General features: G+C 68.2%; 16 protein-coding genes (1 of these 16 only partly in view). 8 read left to right on the top strand and 8 right to left on the bottom strand.

The annotated features are described in order from the left end of the window. Nucleotides 1-465, bottom strand: the start of a protein-coding gene (gene tyrS / locus D106_RS0110205) for a tyrosine--tRNA ligase (RefSeq protein WP_018865813.1). It extends 750 nt beyond the left edge of the window; the window shows 465 of its 1215 coding nt (coding positions 1-465); the start codon lies at nt 463-465; its stop codon lies beyond the left edge, outside the window. Nucleotides 466-596: 131 nt separating this feature from the next. Between tyrS and D106_RS0110210 the strand changes: the two genes are divergently transcribed. Next, on the top strand, nt 597-1745 hold the full coding sequence (locus D106_RS0110210) for an anhydro-N-acetylmuramic acid kinase (RefSeq protein WP_018879964.1): 1149 nt from the start codon (nt 597-599) through the stop codon (nt 1743-1745). A gap of 56 nt (nt 1746-1801) precedes the next feature. Here the strand turns inward: D106_RS0110210 and erpA are convergent, their stop codons facing one another. Genes erpA through argC form a run of 4 tightly spaced genes read right to left on the bottom strand, consistent with a single transcriptional unit; the run spans nt 1802 to nt 4504 of the window. Next, a complete protein-coding gene (gene erpA, locus D106_RS0110215; RefSeq protein WP_018865815.1) occupies nt 1802-2176 on the bottom strand; it encodes an iron-sulfur cluster insertion protein ErpA in 375 nt (124 codons plus the stop codon). 57 nt (nt 2177-2233) lie between these two features. Next, complete coding sequence (locus D106_RS0110220) at nt 2234-2668, bottom strand: polymer-forming cytoskeletal protein (RefSeq protein ID WP_018879965.1); 435 nt, start codon at nt 2666-2668, stop codon at nt 2234-2236. Next, entirely contained in the window at nt 2665-3420 is a 756-nt protein-coding gene (locus tag D106_RS0110225; protein WP_018879966.1) for a DUF6776 family protein, read from the bottom strand. The genes D106_RS0110220 and D106_RS0110225 overlap by 4 nt, the downstream gene beginning before the upstream one ends. Before the next feature lie 28 nt (nt 3421-3448). Continuing rightward, nucleotides 3449-4504, bottom strand: coding sequence for an N-acetyl-gamma-glutamyl-phosphate reductase (gene argC, locus D106_RS0110230; RefSeq protein ID WP_018879967.1), 1056 nt, complete (start codon nt 4502-4504; stop codon nt 3449-3451). Between the two features lie 95 nt (nt 4505-4599). Between argC and D106_RS0110235 the strand changes: the two genes are divergently transcribed. Both D106_RS0110235 and D106_RS0110240 read left to right on the top strand, forming a co-directional pair. Then, the gene (locus tag D106_RS0110235; RefSeq protein ID WP_018865819.1) at nt 4600-5115 is read left to right on the top strand and encodes a peroxiredoxin; all 516 of its coding nucleotides are present in this window, start codon (nt 4600-4602) and stop codon (nt 5113-5115) included. 30 nt (nt 5116-5145) lie between these two features. Further along, a complete protein-coding gene (locus D106_RS0110240) occupies nt 5146-5661 on the top strand; it encodes a CopD family protein (RefSeq protein WP_018879968.1) in 516 nt (171 codons plus the stop codon). 46 nt (nt 5662-5707) lie between these two features. Here the strand turns inward: D106_RS0110240 and ptsP are convergent, their stop codons facing one another. After that, nucleotides 5708-7975 (bottom strand): phosphoenolpyruvate--protein phosphotransferase, encoded by a 2268-nt coding sequence (gene ptsP / locus D106_RS0110245; protein WP_018879969.1) that lies wholly within the window; start codon nt 7973-7975, stop codon nt 5708-5710. Nucleotides 7976-7995: 20 nt separating this feature from the next. Then, complete coding sequence (locus D106_RS0110250; RefSeq protein ID WP_018879970.1) at nt 7996-8547, bottom strand: RNA pyrophosphohydrolase; 552 nt, start codon at nt 8545-8547, stop codon at nt 7996-7998. A 164-nt stretch (nt 8548-8711) separates the two neighbouring features. On the opposite strand from D106_RS0110250, the gene D106_RS0110255 reads away from it, so the two are divergent. Continuing rightward, on the top strand, nt 8712-9395 hold the full coding sequence (locus tag D106_RS0110255) for an HAD family phosphatase (protein WP_018877293.1): 684 nt from the start codon (nt 8712-8714) through the stop codon (nt 9393-9395). Between the two features lie 343 nt (nt 9396-9738). Here the strand turns inward: D106_RS0110255 and D106_RS0110260 are convergent, their stop codons facing one another. Further along, nucleotides 9739-10185, bottom strand: coding sequence for a hypothetical protein (locus D106_RS0110260; protein WP_018877292.1), 447 nt, complete (start codon nt 10183-10185; stop codon nt 9739-9741). An 83-nt stretch (nt 10186-10268) separates the two neighbouring features. Between D106_RS0110260 and thiD the strand changes: the two genes are divergently transcribed. The 4 genes from thiD to D106_RS0110280 all read left to right on the top strand — a co-directional run bounded on the left by thiD (nt 10269) and on the right by D106_RS0110280 (nt 13945). Next, nucleotides 10269-11057, top strand: a complete 789-nt coding sequence (thiD, locus tag D106_RS0110265) for a bifunctional hydroxymethylpyrimidine kinase/phosphomethylpyrimidine kinase (protein ID WP_018879971.1) — start codon at nt 10269-10271, stop codon at nt 11055-11057. Further along, nucleotides 11047-11691 carry a thiamine phosphate synthase gene (gene thiE / locus D106_RS0110270; RefSeq protein ID WP_018879972.1) on the top strand — a complete coding sequence of 215 codons (645 nt, stop codon included), beginning with the start codon at nt 11047-11049 and terminating at the stop codon, nt 11689-11691. Before thiD ends, thiE begins: the two co-directional genes overlap by 11 nt. An 81-nt stretch (nt 11692-11772) precedes the next feature. After that, the gene (gene hemL, locus D106_RS0110275; RefSeq protein ID WP_018879973.1) at nt 11773-13050 is read left to right on the top strand and encodes a glutamate-1-semialdehyde 2,1-aminomutase; all 1278 of its coding nucleotides are present in this window, start codon (nt 11773-11775) and stop codon (nt 13048-13050) included. A gap of 76 nt (nt 13051-13126) precedes the next feature. Beyond that, nucleotides 13127-13945: a sulfite exporter TauE/SafE family protein gene (locus D106_RS0110280; protein ID WP_018879974.1), complete on the top strand. Its 819-nt coding sequence runs from the start codon at nt 13127-13129 to the stop codon at nt 13943-13945. Nucleotides 13946-14384: the final 439 nt, after the last annotated feature.

Raw genomic sequence — 14384 nt, forward strand, 5'->3', positions numbered from 1 at the left:
GTAGCGCTTGTGGAAGTCGTCGCGCTCGAGCATGCGCGCCACGGTCTGGCGCGAGGCAAGCTGGACCATGCCTGCGGCGCCCAGCGGTTCCATCCAGGTGGAATTGAAGACGACCTCCGTACGCTCGGGATCGAGGATGCGGAACACCTGCTCGCGATAGGTCGCGGCATTGCGCTCGATATCCTCGCTGGACAGCGGCGGGCGAGTGGCGTTCTTGCCCGAGGGATCGCCAATGCGGCCGGTGAAATCGCCGATCAGGAACAGGATATGGTGCCCCAGATCCTGCAGCTGGCGCAGCTTGTTGATCAGCACCGTATGGCCCAGGTGCAGGTCCGGGGCGGTGGGGTCGAATCCCGCCTTGATCCGCAAGGGGCGGCCCGTCTTGAGACGCTCGACGAGATCGTCCTCGAGCAGGATTTCATCGGCGCCGCGACGAATCACGGCCAGCTGGTCTTCGAGTTCCATGTCGCCCCTTGTTCGAGATCGGAGAACCGGCCGGGCGGGCCGGACGCGCGCAAGGATACCGCGAGGCCCGGACAGACGCGAAACACGGCCGTGGTCCAGAATGGGTCCAACACGGCCTGAGGAACACGCGCATGACACAACGCTTTATCGGATTGATGTCCGGCACCAGCCGGGACGGCGTGGACGCCGTCCTCACCGAGATCCGCGAGGACGGGGCCGTCACCGTCGTGGATCACTGCCAGCTGGACTACCCCGACGACCTGGCCCTGGAACTGGCGACCGCCGCCACCAGCGAGGCCCTGCAATACCGGCACCTCGGGATGCTGGACGCACGTCTGGGGATGCTGTTCGCCCGCGCGGTCCAGACCCTGCTCGACCAGACCGGCCTGGCACCCGGCGCGATTCGCGCGATCGGCAGTCACGGACAGACCGTTCACCACGCCCCGGACGCCGAACCGCCCTTCACCTGGCAGATCGGAGATCCGTTCCGTATTGCGGAGGCCACAGGGATCGACACCGTGGCCCAGTTTCGCCCGCGCGACATCGCCGCCGGGGGCGAGGGTGCCCCGCTGGCCTGCGGCTTTCATGCGATGCAGTTCGGCGCACCGGACGAGACGCGCGCGGTGCTGAACCTCGGAGGCATCGCCAACGTCACCTGGCTGCCACCCGGGGCACCCGTGATCGGCTTCGACTGCGGACCCGCCAATACCCTGATGGACGACTGGAACCGGCGCCACCACTCGACCCCGTTCGACCGGGATGGTGACTGGGCACGCAGCGGAACACCCGACCCCGAGCTACTGGCCCGACTGCTGGAGGACCCGTTCTTCCGGCGCCCCCCGCCCAAGAGCACGGGACCCGAGTATTTCTCCCCCGCGTGGCTGCGCCATGTCGCGGGTGACCGCCTCGACCAGCTCCGGCCCGAGGACCTCCAGGCCACCCTGGCCGAACTGACGGTGGAAGGCGTACGCCGCGCCCTGACGCATCTGGATCCGCAGCCGCCCGCCCGCCTGCTGGTGTGTGGCGGCGGCGCGCACAACCGCTACCTGATGCAGCGCCTGGCGCAGGCTCTGCCCGAGACCCGCGTGGAGTCCACCGAACGCCATGGCATCCCTCCGCAACAGGTGGAAGGCGCCGCATTTGCGTGGCTGGCGGCCCGCACCCTTGCGGGGGAGCCCGGCAATCTTCCCGAGGTAACCGGTGCGCGTGGGCCGCGGGTACTCGGCTGCATCATCCCCGGCCACGCCCGCCCCACCGACCCCGCGGACCAGGGCCGGTAACAAAAAAGGCCCGATCCACCGGATCGGGCCTTCGCCTGACTCGCTTGCGGTCGGCTTCAGACCGAGAAGCTGGAGCCGCAGCCGCAGGTCGTGGTGGCGTTCGGGTTGCGGATGACGAACTGCGCGCCCTCCAGGCCCTCGGTGTAGTCGATCTCGGCGCCGGCCAGATACTGGAAGCTCATCGGATCGATCAGCAGGGTCACCCCGCCATTCTCGACCACGGTGTCGCCATCACCCACGGTTTCGTCAAAGGTGAAGCCGTACTGGAAGCCGGAGCAACCGCCGCCGCTGACGAATACGCGCAGCTTCAGGTTGTCGTTGTTCTCTTCCTCGATCAGCCCCTTCACCTTGGTGGCCGCGGCATCGGTAAAGATCAGCGGGCTGGGGATTTCGATGTCCATCTCCGCTTCGGACGTCATGGGCTCGGACATTCGGGGCCTCCTGTAATAATCATTTTCATTCACGCTACGGAAGACTGAGCCCCAGAGTCAAGAATGCCCACCTTCCGTGGGATTGGTCAGGGCCTGGGTCTCGCCAGGCCCCTCCAGTTCACCCTGGAGCGGGTGATCCACCCGCTTGAGCAGGCCGTCGATCTGCGCGCCTTCCGCCATCTGCAGCATGGTGTAGTAGAGATTGCCCACCAGACGGGCCGTCTCGCCGAGTTCCACATGCTCGCCTACATGGACATCGCCCTGCACCTCTCCGTTCATCAGCAGGTGCGGGACCGCGATATGGCCCTCGACCACGCCCCCGTCCGCCACCACCAGAACGGCGGCCGGATCGGTGGTGGCCCGGATATCGCCGATCACGCGACCCTCGATGTGCAACCCGCCCCCGAACTCGACATCGCCATGGATCACCGTATTGCGCCCAACCAGCGTGTCCACCTTGCCCGCCCGGCGGCCCTTCTTGCGTCCCATCATTGCATGCCCTCCAGCAGGCGATCCCAGTCGGCCCGTTCGGAAACCGGATCCAGTTCCTCGTCATCTTCGGCGCTCGCGCGCAACGTCAGGTGCTGCGGCTCGAAGCCCTCCGGCAGCCGGATCCGGACGCGCTGATGCCGCAGCAACCGCAGCTCTTCCAGCGTACGCCCGGAATCCAGCCCCAGCGCCTCGGCATCCAGGGTGCTCGGCTCTTCCGCGTCCGCCGCGAGGCCGTCCACCTCCAGCGACCAGCGCAGATCCACCGAGCGGCCCAGCCCCGGACGGTAAAGCTGAAAGCTGACATCGAACACACCGGACTGCCCGGTCGGCTGCAACCGGAGGGCCCGGATGCCCAGACCGTCCTCGCCCGAGCCTTCCGCGAGACGCTGATAAAACGCCAGTTCGTCGCGCAACGTCTGCAGTTCTTTCTCCTGGCGCTCGATGTCACCGGCATAGGCCGCCAGCTCGGCCTCCTTGATTGCCAGGTGCTGCTCGGCGCGGCGCAGCGCCTCCTCGGCGGTCTGGCGCGCGGCGACCTCCCGCTCCAGGTCCGCCCGCAGGGCTTCGATCCCTGCCTGCGGTTCCACACACGCCGTCCCGTCGTGTCGCTCGCTGGCCAGCCAGCCCAGTCCCCCGGCGACCGCAGCCAGGACCAGCGCGATTGCCAGCAGGCCGGCCCACCACGTTCCGCGGCGCCGTCGGGACGGCCGCCGCCGAGCCGGGATCCGCGGCCGCCGGGGCAGACGCGGCACCGGAATACTCATGCGGCCAGACCCGGCATCAGGGGAAGACCGGCAGCGCGTCCAGGCCTGCGGTTTCCGGCTGGCCAAACATCAGGTTCATGTTCTGCACGGCCTGCCCGGCCGCGCCCTTCACCAGGTTGTCGATCACCGAAAGCACCATCAGTCGACCGGAATGCGGCGGCTGCGCCAGCGCCACCCGACAGACATTGGTGCCGCGCACACTGGAGGTCTGCGGATGGGCCCCGGGCGACAGCACGTCGACAAACGGCTCGTCGCGGTAGCGCTGCTCGAAACAGGCCTGCCAGTCCGCGTCCGCCGCCAGCGGGCGCAGATAGAGGGTCGCGTGAATCCCGCGCGTCATGGGCACCAGATGCGGCTGGAAGATCAGCCCCACGGACTGCCCGGCCACCCCGCTCAGCGTCTGATGGATCTCCGGCCAGTGCCGGTGCCCGCCGCTGGCGTAGGCACGAAAGTCCTCCTGCACCTCGGCGAACAGCCCGCCGATCTGCGCCTTGCGCCCAGCCCCGCTGACACCGCTCTTGGCATCCGCGATCACGTCCGCCGGATCGATCAGGCCGGCCTCCAGCAGGGGCAGAACCGCAAGCGTCACGGCCGTCGGATAACAGCCCGGCACCGCGATCAGGCGGGCATCGCGGATGAGCGTCCGGTTCAGCTCGGGCAGGCCGTACACGGCCTCGCCCAGATACTCGGGCGCGCCATGGGCCTGCCCGTACCACTGCGCCCACAGATCGGGATCGCGGATGCGGAAATCCGCCGACAGATCGATGATGCGCGTGCCCCGCTCCAGCAGGGGCGCGGCCAGCGCGTGGGCCACCCCGTGCGGGGTCGCGAAAAAGACCACGTCGCACTCGCCCAGGGTAGCCTCATCCGGCGCCTGAAACACCGCGTCGACCGCGCCACGCAGGCTCGGGAACAGTTCGGCCACGGGCGTGCCCGCCTCGCCCCGCGAGGTCACCACCTGCAGATCGGCCGCCCGGTGCCGCGCCAGCAGGCGCAGCAATTCCACACCGGTATAGCCGGTGGCACCGACAACCCCGATGCGGATGGGTTTGCTGTTGGTTGCATTCGTCATGCTGCGGCATGATACCGCCTTGGCCGGGGCCACGGAACGCACGCCCGCCCTGCCAGTCCACATTTGCAGGCTATTCGATCAACGGATCACACCTCATGAGCAAAGTCAGGATCGACCGCAAGGCCATCTTCGGAGGCATCTTCATCATCGCGCTGGTCGCCATTGCCGCGACCATCTGGCTGACCGACGACGGCATGCGCCCGGCGCCCGCCTTCGCCGCCACCACACTGGATGGCGAACAGGTGTCGCTGGAGGACTACGAGGGACGGCCGGTGATGATCTCGTTCTGGGCCACCAACTGTCCCTCCTGCATTCGCGAGATCCCGGAACTGATCCACCTGCACGAGACCTACGCGGACAAGGGATTCGAGCTGCTGGCGGTCGCGCTGTCCTACGACCCGATCAACCGCGTGGAGGCCATGCGCGAGGATCGCGGGATGCCCTACAAGGTCATCCATGACAGCGACGATGCCTTTTCCCAGGCCTACGGCGGCGTACGCCTTACGCCGACCACCTTCCTGATCTCGCCGAATGGCCGCATCGTCTATCAGAAGCTGGGCGACCCGGACTTCGAACAGATCGAACGCCACCTGGAACGCTGGCTCTCGTAAGCCCGGCACCGCCCGACGAGAAGGACCTCCATGCAAGCGTACAACTGGTTCCTCAGCCTGCACGTGATCTTCATGGTCACCTGGTTCGCCGGGCTGTTCTATCTGCCCCGCCTGTTCGTCTATCACGCGATGACCGAGGACGCCCTGGGCCACGAGCGCTTCAAGATCATGGAGCGCAAGCTGTTCTACGGGATCATGACCCCCGGCGCCCTGATCACCATTGCCTTCGGCGTGGCCATGCTGGTGGATCGCTCGTTCTACCTGACCGAGCCGTGGATGCACTTCAAGCTGACCCTGATCGCGATCCTGGTCGCCTATCACGTCTGGTGCGGCAAGATCGTGCGCGACTTCCGCGACGACCTGAACCGTCGCGATCACACCTGGTATCGCTGGTTCAACGAGGTGCCGGTCCCTATCCTGGTGGGCGCGGTGGTGTTGGTGATCAACCGCTCGATCCCCGACGCCCTGATCGCCATCGGGGTGGTGCTCGGGATCTTCCTGCTGAGCGCGCTGATCGCGCTGTGGCGGACCAGCCGCAACGGATAGCGGGTCCCCCGGACAACCGCGGGCGCCGGAACACGGACTCCCGGCGTCAGGTCTTGCCGGCGCGCACCAGGCCGCCCAGCCCCGCCTGGACCAGGGCGTTATTGAGCAGCGAGCGGATCTGGTCGGCGTTCTCCAGCAGCCGGCATTGCGCCAGCAGCGCCTCGGCGCGGTCGGTGGAGAAGCTGCGGATCACCCATTTCACCCGCGGGATCGAGGAAACGCTGACGCTCAGGCTGTCGATCCCCATCCCCAGCAGCAGGATCACCGCGGCCGGGTCGGCCGCCATCTCCCCGCACACGCTGACCGGCTTGCCGGCCCGGTGGGAGCCCTCGGTGATCGTCTCCAGCGCGTGGATACAGGCCGGGTGCAGGGTGTCGTAGAGGTGCGCCACGCGGGCGTTGTTGCGATCCACCGCCAGCAGGTACTGGACCAGGTCATTGGTGCCCACCGAAAGAAAATCCACCCGCCGGGCGAGCATCTCCGACATGTAGACCGCCGCCGGCACCTCCACCATGACGCCGATCCGCGGCATCGGGATGCGGAAGCCCTCGTCCAGCAGTTCCTCACGCGCCCGGTTGAGCAGGCTCATCGACCCCTTCAGCTCGTCCAGCGCCGAGATCATCGGGAACAGGATCTGCAGGTTGTCGTGCGACCGGCTCGCCTTGAGCATCGCCCGCAGCTGGGTCAGGAAGATCTCCGGGTGGTCCAGCGAGATGCGGATGCCGCGCCAGCCGAGGAACGGGTTGTCCTCCTTGACCGGAAAGTACGGCAGGGCCTTGTCGCCGCCGATATCCAGGGTCCGCAGGGTCACCGGCATGGGATCGAAGGAAGCGAGCACCTGCTCGTACAGCTGGACCTGCTCCTCCTCGCCGGGGAAGCGGTCGCGGATCATGAACGGGACCTCGGTGCGGTACAGCCCCACCCCCTCGGCCCCGGACTCCAGCGACGGCTTGATGTCCGCCAGCAGCCCAGAATTCGCCAGCACCGGTACGGCGACCCCGTCGCGGGTCTCGGCCGGGTCCTTGGCCAGCGCGCGCAGGTCCTCCGCCAGCTCGCGCTCCTCGCGCACCAGACGCTCGAACTCCGCGCGCAACTCGGCGTTGGGGTTCACGAACAGCCGGCCGCGATAGCCGTCGACCAGGATCTCGCGCCCCTCCAGGCGTCCCACCGGCAGCTCGGACACCCCCATGACCGCCGGGATGTTCAGCGCGCGCGCGAGGATCGCGATATGCGAGGAACCGGTCCCCTTGGCCGAGACCATCGCCCCCAGCCGCTCGATCGGCACCTCCGCCAGGTGCGACGCGGTCAGGTCGTCCCCGACCAGGATGCCGCCCTCGGGAAACTCGTCCTGGCTGCGATCCGCCGGCAGCAGATGCGACAGCACGCGCCGACCGAGGTCCCGCACGTCGGCCGCGCGCTCACGCAGGTACGGGTCCTCCATGTCCTCGAACACCCGCACGCTCTCGCGCACCGTGTCGCGCAGCGCGGCGGGCGCCCACTGGCCGTTGCGGATGCGCGCCTCGGTCTTGTGCACCAGCGAGTCGGACCCCAGCAGCATCAGGTAGGCATCGAACAGCACCTGCTCGTCCGGCCCCAGGGCCTCGCCCATACGCTGCTTCAGGTCCTCGATCTCGGTGCGCGTCTCCGCGACCGCCTGCTTGAAGTGCTCCAGCTCGCCGTCTACCCCGGCACTCTCGCGATCCGGGATGGAATCGAGATCGGCCAGCCGGTAGGCCACCACGGCGCGCCCGATGGCTACGCCGGGCGAGCCGGCGATGCCGGTGGCCTCGACGTTCACATGACCGATCAGCGGGGTCTCGGAGGAGATCTCGTCGTTGAACTCGGCGTAGGCGATCGCCCCGGCCAGCTGCGCGGCCAGGGTGATCAGGAAGGAGACGTGTTCGTCATCGAACTTGCGCGCCTGGTGCTGCTGCACCACCAGCACGCCCAGCAGGCTGCGCTGATGGATGATCGGCACGCCCAGGAACGCGAGGAAGTGCTCCTCGCCGGTCTCCGGGAAGTAGCGAAAGCGCGGGTGATCCTGGGCGCTGTCGAGGTTGACCGGCTCGGCGCGCGAGGCGACCAGACCGACCAGGCCTTCCGACGGGTCCATCTCGACCTGCCCCACCGATTCCGAACGCAGACCTTCCGAGGCCATCAGCACCAGGCGCCCGGACTGTGGCGACTTCAGGTAAATCGAGCAGACATCGATCTCCAGCGCCGCCTTCACCCGCGTGACGATGATGTGCAGTGCTTCGAAGAAATCGGCCGCACCATTGACCTCCTGCACCACGCGGCGCAGGACCTCGAGCATCGAGGGCTGCTTCGGGACCGTCAACGCGACGACACCGACGGGCGGTTCAACGAGGGTTCCGGGCCGCGACTACCGGAGCGCCCCTGATCCAGCTCGGGGAACATCAGCGGCACCAGTTCACACAGCGCCCGGCGGTAGACCTGGCGCTTGAAGTGCACGACCTCGCGCGCCGGGCGCCAGTAGTCGATCCAGCGCCAGTCATCGAATTCCGGGGTTTCCATCGCATCCAGCACCACGTCATTCTCGTCTCCGACCATGCGCAACAGGAACCAGCGCTGCTTCTGGCCGATACAGACCGGGCGCTGATGACGCCGGACCATGCGCTCCGGCAGGCGATAGCGCAACCAATGGCGGGTAGCGCCCAGCACCTCGACGTGCCGGGGGAACAGGCCGGTCTCCTCGCGCAACTCGCGGTACATCGCCTCTTCCGGCGTTTCTTCCGCGTGCACGCCCCCCTGGGGGAATTGCCAGGCCTCCTGACCGACCCGCTTGCCCCAGAACAGCTGTCTTTCCGCGTTGCACAGGATGATGCCTACGTTTGCGCGATACCCGTCACAATCAATCACTTGCATCAGCCAGACGCTTTTCTATTACTGGCATTGTTCCACAGCCGACGCCCTGGCGGCAAAGCCCCTACCCGGCCTCCGGTGCCGGCCCGACAGGGGATGCGAGGCTGCAGGCTGCCACGCCCACCGGTACACTTTCGCCCGACTCATGCCAACCCGAGAATCACCTCATGGCCCTGGCCCTGTTCGACCTCGACAACACCCTTCTTGCCGGCGACAGCGATCACGCCTGGAACCAGTTCCTGGCCGAGGTAGGCGCCGTGCACCCGACCTGCCACGCCGAGACCAATGACCGCTTCTACCAGGAGTATGTCGCGGGCGTGCTCGATATCCACGAGTTCTGCCGCTTCGCGTTCAGCCCGCTGGCCGAGCACCCGCGCGCGCAGCTGGAACAATGGCGCGAGCAGTTCATCGAGACGCTGATCCGGCCGATGATCGCCCCCGGCGCCCAGCGTCTGCTGGACAAGCACCGCGAGGCCGGAGACGAGCTGGTCATCATCACCGCGACCAACCAGTTCGTGACCCAGCCGATTGCCGACCTCCTCGGCGTGGACCACCTGATCGCCACCCTGGCGGAGGAACGCGAAGACGGGGAGTTCACCGGCGAACTGACCGGCGTGCCCTGCTTTCAGGAGGGCAAGATCGAGCGCCTGCGCCAGCACCTCGCCGATCACCCGGATCCCGAGGGCACCATCACGCAGGCCAGCTTCTACAGCGACTCGCGCAACGACATCCCCCTGCTGGAGCAGGTCGGCCGCCCGGTGGCCGTGGACCCGGACCCCACCCTCGCGGAACATGCCCGCAACAAGGGCTGGCCGGTCATCTCGCTGCGCGACCCCGACAGCGCAGCTTAAGGCGCTACCAGACGCTTCGTGCCCTTGGCACGGTGAGCTGATTTCACCACGAAGCACGCGAAGAAACGAAGAAACGAAGAAAATCAAAGGAAGGCTCGACGGATCGAATTGATTGGACCGAGCGAAGGGTACAAGCCGCGCCCTCGGCCACGTTACCTGCACACACCCCCAGAAACCACCAGCCGCCAGCCCCCAGCGAAAACGCTCAATCTTCGTCGTGGCCTCGGTGCACTCTGTGGTGCAAACGCCCTGCGCCCTTTCTTCGTGTCTTCGTGCGCTTCGTGGTGCAACCGCCCTTGACCTTTACAGTGCTGACGCCGCCTGGCGCGTAGAGCGATCCGCGTTACTCAAAGACCGCCGCGATCTGCGCCAGGCGCTGGCCGGCCGGGGTATCACCCTTGCCGGCGGCCACGACCGCATCGCGGTAGCCGGTCACCAGCTCCGGCACCACGGCCGTCACCTGCTTGCGGCGCAGACGCCCGGCGCCGGTGACCGGCCAGGTCGCGCGGAAGTCGCAGTTGTCGAGCGCATCGCAGACCCACAGGCTCCACTCATGCCGCGTCACGTCGATCTCGTGCTGGCGGATCACCAGGCGATAGACATGCTCGGCATTCATGTCCGCCATGCCCACCCCGGGACCCACGTGCTCCACCTGCAGCTCGGCGGCGATCCGGTTGATCTCCTGCTCCAGCGCGGCCAGGGCCTGGTCGACCTCCGCATTCAGCGTACCGCCGGCCTTGGCGGCGGCGACCAGGGGACGGATGGACTCGACTTCGAACTCGTGGCTCATGCTGCGTACACTCCCGGGATTCGGAACAGGAACGCCCCGGGGGTGCCGGGGCGCGCGCAACCTTAGCACGGGAGCCCCCCTTCATGAATCATCCCCCGATCGCGCTGACCATTGCCGGCTCCGACCCCGGCGGCGGTGCGGGTCTGCAGGCCGACCTGACCACCTTCACCCGCCTCGGCGTACACGGGGCCACGGCGGTGACCGCGATCACCGTGCAGGACACCCGCAACGTGGTGGATTTCACCGTGCTGCCGCCGGAGCAGCTGCGCGCCCAGATCGAGGTCACCCTGGCCGATCTCGAGGTGGCGGCGATCAAGATCGGCATGCTGGGCTCGGTGGAGAACGTGACCGTCGTCTCTGCGCTGCTCGGCGCTCATCCGCACATCCCGGTGGTACTGGACCCCGTGATGGTCGCCGGCGGTGGCGGGGCGCTGGCCACCGAGGCGGTGGTCGACGCCACGCGCGAGGCCCTGCTGCCGCGGGCCACGCTGATCACCCCGAACGGCCCGGAGGCCGCGCGCCTGGCCCGCAGCGAGGACCCCGCGCAGTGGGGCCACCAGCTGCGCCAGCTGGGCGCGCGCAACGTGCTGGTCACCGGCGGGCACGAGGGCACCGAACAGGACCCGATCATCAACCGCCTCTACCGCGAGGACGACCACGTGCGCCCGTTCGAGCTGCCACGCCACCCGGCCGGCTTCCACGGCTCCGGCTGCACCCTGGCCGCGGCGATCGCCGCCTTCCTCGCCCGTGGCCGCGACATCGAACCAGCCGTAATCGAGGCCCAGGCCTTCATGAACGATGCCATCGCCCGCGGCTACGCCCCCGGCCACGGCCAGCACATCCCCAACCGCCTGTGCCCGCATGACGACTGAGGCAAAGCCGACACTGCGCGGGCTCTATTTCATCACCCCCGCTGTGCAGGAGGGCGCGGACCCGCGCACCACTCACCTCGCCCATGCCGAGGCCGCGCTGCGCGGCGGTGCGCGCCTGATCCAGTTCCGTGACAAGGAGCTCGCGGGCAAAGCGCGCGAGGCGATCGCCCGCGAGCTGGTCGCCCTTGCCCACACGCACGGTGCGCGCTGCATCATCAACGACGACACCGAGCTGGCCGCGCGCATCCAGGCCGACGGCGTGCACCTGGGCCGCGACGATCCGGACCCGAGCGCGGCCCGCACGCTCCTGGGGCCGGACGCAGTCGTCGGGGTCTCCTGCTACAACGAACTGGCACCCGCCGAAGCTGCCGCCCGGGCCGGTGCGAGCTATGTCGCCTTCGGCACCATGTTCGCCTCCCCGACCAAGCCAGAGGCCGCCTTCGCCGGGCCGGAGCTGATCCGCCAGGCGCGCGCGGCCCTGGACCTGCCGATCTGCGGCATCGGCGGCATCACCCCGGACAACGCGGCGGAAGTGGTCGCGGCTGGGGCAGACCTGGTCGCCGTGATCCAGGGCATCAGCGCCGCGCCCGATCCAGAGGCCGCCGCCCGGCGCATCAGCACACTGTTCGACTGACCACTTTGCACGCGCCCGCGGCCGTCGCTATGGTTGCCGGGCCTACCGAATCCCGAACTCAACGAAATACAGGACACCGTCATGCAGGAAACCGAGCGTCTGTTCGAGGCCGCCAAGCAGCACATCCCCGGGGGCGTGAACTCCCCGGTCCGCGCGTTCAAGGGCGTGGGCGGCACCCCGATCTTCATGGACCGCGCCAACGGCGCCTACATGTGGGACGCCGATGGCCAGCGCTATATCGACTACATCGGCTCCTGGGGCCCGATGGTCGCCGGCCACGCCCACCCCGAGGTGATCGAGGCGGTGCGCGAGGCCTGCAACAACGGCCTGTCCTTCGGCTGCCCGACCCGGCTGGAGAACGACATGGCCGCGAAGGTCTGCGAACTGGTGCCGTCGATGGACCTGGTACGCATGACCAACTCGGGCTCCGAGGCCACGATGAGCGCGATCCGGCTGGCGCGCGGCTACACCGGGCGCGACCGCATCGTGAAGTTCGAGGGCAACTACCACGGCCATGGCGACTCGCTGCTGGTGAAGGCCGGCTCCGGCGCCCTGACCCTGGGCCAGCCGAGTTCCCCCGGCGTGCCGAAGGAGCTGGCCGCCCTGACCAGCACCCTGACCTACAACGACCCGGACGGCGTGCGCGCCTTCTTTGCCGAGAAGGGCGACGAGGTCGCCTGCATCATCGTCGAGCCGATTGCCGGCAACATGAACTGCATCCCGCCGGAACCGGGCTTCCTGGAGACCCTGCGCGAGGTCTGTGACCAGCACGGCGCGGTACTGATCTTCGACGAGGTGATGACCGGCTTCCGCGTCTCGAAGCACTGCGCCCAGGGCTATCTCGGCGTCACCCCGGACCTGACCACGCTGGGCAAGATCATCGGCGGCGGCATGCCGGTGGGGGCCTTCGGCGGCAAGCGCGCGATCATGGAACACCTCTCGCCGCTGGGCCCGGTCTACCAGGCCGGCACCCTGTCCGGAAACCCGATCGCGATGACCGCCGGCCTCAAGACCCTGGAGATCCTGTCGCGTCCGGGCTTCCACGACGAGCTGGAGCAGCGCACCAAGAAGGTCGTCTCGGGCTTCGAGGACGCCGCGCGCGAGGCCGGGGTCTCCGTGACCACCAACCAGGTGCCAGGTATGTTCGGCCTGTTCTTCTCAGACCAGAAGGTCACCGACTTCGCCGGCGCCACCGCCTGCGACACCGCCGCCTTCGGCCGCTTCTTCCACGCAATGCTGGGCGAGGGCATCTACCTGGCCCCCAGTGCCTTCGAGGCCGGCTTCATGTCCAACGCCCACTCGGACGCGGACCTCGATGCCACCATCGAGGCCGCCCGCAAGTGCTTCAAGGCGCTCTGAGCGCCTGCCCCGTCTCGCCGGGCCGGCCGGCTCCATGCCCGCCGGCCCGATCGCTGCCTGACGCATCCACCCTCTCATGCTCGAGACCCTGACCCAGTCGCCGCTTGGTCTGGGCCTGCTGTTCGTGGCCCTGGGGCTGGTCGCCGGTATCCCGGCCGGGATGTTCGGCATCGGCGGCGGGCTGATCCTGGTGCCGGTATTTGTCGCCATCTTCAGCCTGTTGGCCTTCGACTCGGCCAACCTGGTGCAGCTCGCGGTCGGCTCCTCGCTGGGCGCGATCATCCCCACCGCGATCCTCTCCGCCCGCGCCCACCACCGCCGCGGCGGAGTAGACGGCACGGCCGTGCGGCGCCTGCTGCCGGGGATCATCGTCGGGGCCCTGCTCGGGGCCTGGCTGGCCACGCGCATCGACTCCGACCACCTGGGGCGCATCTTCGGCGCCTTCGAGGTCGCGATCGGAATCTGGATGCTGCTCAACGTTCAGCCGCCGAAAGCGCCCGTGCCGAGGCGCAGCGTCTGGCTGGGCGGCGGCACCGTAATCGGGGCCGTCTCCGCGCTGATCGGCATCGGCGGCGGCACGCTGACCACCCCGTTCCTGGTCAGCCAGGGGCTGGAACTGCGCCGGGCGATCGGCTCCGCCGCGGCCCTCGGCGTGCCGATCTCCATCGGCGCGAGCCTGGTGTTCGCCCTGCCGCAGTGGACCGATCCAACCTACCAGGCGCCGGAGTGGGCGCTGGGCTATCTCTATCTGCCGGCCATCCTCGGCGTGGTGATCGGCACAGCCATCAGCGTACGTGCAGGTGTCTGGCTCACGCATCACCTGCCCGTCGCCATCCTCCGCCGCGGCTTCGCCGGCGTGCTGATCCTCGCCGGCATCCTGATGCTCCTGCGCTAGCCCCCACGGGTCAGCGCTCCCCTGTGCGTGAACGGGCGGTTGCGCCATGGCGGTGGCAGCGACTGTTTCGCCATTCGGTGTTTACGGCGCCTTCGGTCCACCGCCTGCCTGATGGTGGCTGGCCCTGGTTTAGCATCAGGCGTTTCCGGTGGCTCCGGTCCACATACTGCCCGGCGCTGACTCGCCAGCGCGCCCCGAGTGACTTCTTTGCTCGTGCAAAGAAGTAACCAAGAAACACGCCCGACTGCCGCGACCCCGGCCCGCTGTGCGGGCCGGGGTTTCCCTCGCTCCGAGGCTTTTCGCGGGCGGCGCTGAACTCGCTACGCCTTCGGCTCCGCTCAGACATCCAGCGCCTTTTCTCCCGCGAAAACCCTCTCCACTCGGCGCGACGACAACGGGGGGTCAAGGTCAAGACACCGGCCATCCCGACGGTCTTGCC

This window comes from Thioalkalivibrio sp. ALE9, from assembly GCF_000377445.1.
GTDB lineage: Bacteria > Pseudomonadota > Gammaproteobacteria > Ectothiorhodospirales > Ectothiorhodospiraceae > Thioalkalivibrio.

What these genes read in the sequence shown, in the direction of transcription:
- D106_RS0110210 (WP_018879964.1), top strand. Translation starts at nt 597, where the DNA reads ATGACACAACGCTTTATCGGATTGATGTCCGGCACCAGCCGGGACGGC.
- erpA (WP_018865815.1), bottom strand. Translation starts at nt 2,176, where the DNA reads ATGTCCGAGCCCATGACGTCCGAAGCGGAGATGGACATCGAAATCCCC.
- D106_RS0110220 (WP_018879965.1), bottom strand. Translation starts at nt 2,668, where the DNA reads ATGATGGGACGCAAGAAGGGCCGCCGGGCGGGCAAGGTGGACACGCTG.
- argC (WP_018879967.1), bottom strand. Translation starts at nt 4,504, where the DNA reads ATGACGAATGCAACCAACAGCAAACCCATCCGCATCGGGGTTGTCGGT.
- D106_RS0110235 (WP_018865819.1), top strand. Translation starts at nt 4,600, where the DNA reads ATGAGCAAAGTCAGGATCGACCGCAAGGCCATCTTCGGAGGCATCTTC.
- D106_RS0110240 (WP_018879968.1), top strand. Translation starts at nt 5,146, where the DNA reads ATGCAAGCGTACAACTGGTTCCTCAGCCTGCACGTGATCTTCATGGTC.
- ptsP (WP_018879969.1), bottom strand. Translation starts at nt 7,975, where the DNA reads ATGCTCGAGGTCCTGCGCCGCGTGGTGCAGGAGGTCAATGGTGCGGCC.
- D106_RS0110250 (WP_018879970.1), bottom strand. Translation starts at nt 8,547, where the DNA reads ATGCAAGTGATTGATTGTGACGGGTATCGCGCAAACGTAGGCATCATC.
- D106_RS0110255 (WP_018877293.1), top strand. Translation starts at nt 8,712, where the DNA reads ATGGCCCTGGCCCTGTTCGACCTCGACAACACCCTTCTTGCCGGCGAC.
- D106_RS0110260 (WP_018877292.1), bottom strand. Translation starts at nt 10,185, where the DNA reads ATGAGCCACGAGTTCGAAGTCGAGTCCATCCGTCCCCTGGTCGCCGCC.
- thiD (WP_018879971.1), top strand. Translation starts at nt 10,269, where the DNA reads ATGAATCATCCCCCGATCGCGCTGACCATTGCCGGCTCCGACCCCGGC.
- thiE (WP_018879972.1), top strand. Translation starts at nt 11,047, where the DNA reads ATGACGACTGAGGCAAAGCCGACACTGCGCGGGCTCTATTTCATCACC.
- hemL (WP_018879973.1), top strand. Translation starts at nt 11,773, where the DNA reads ATGCAGGAAACCGAGCGTCTGTTCGAGGCCGCCAAGCAGCACATCCCC.
- D106_RS0110280 (WP_018879974.1), top strand. Translation starts at nt 13,127, where the DNA reads ATGCTCGAGACCCTGACCCAGTCGCCGCTTGGTCTGGGCCTGCTGTTC.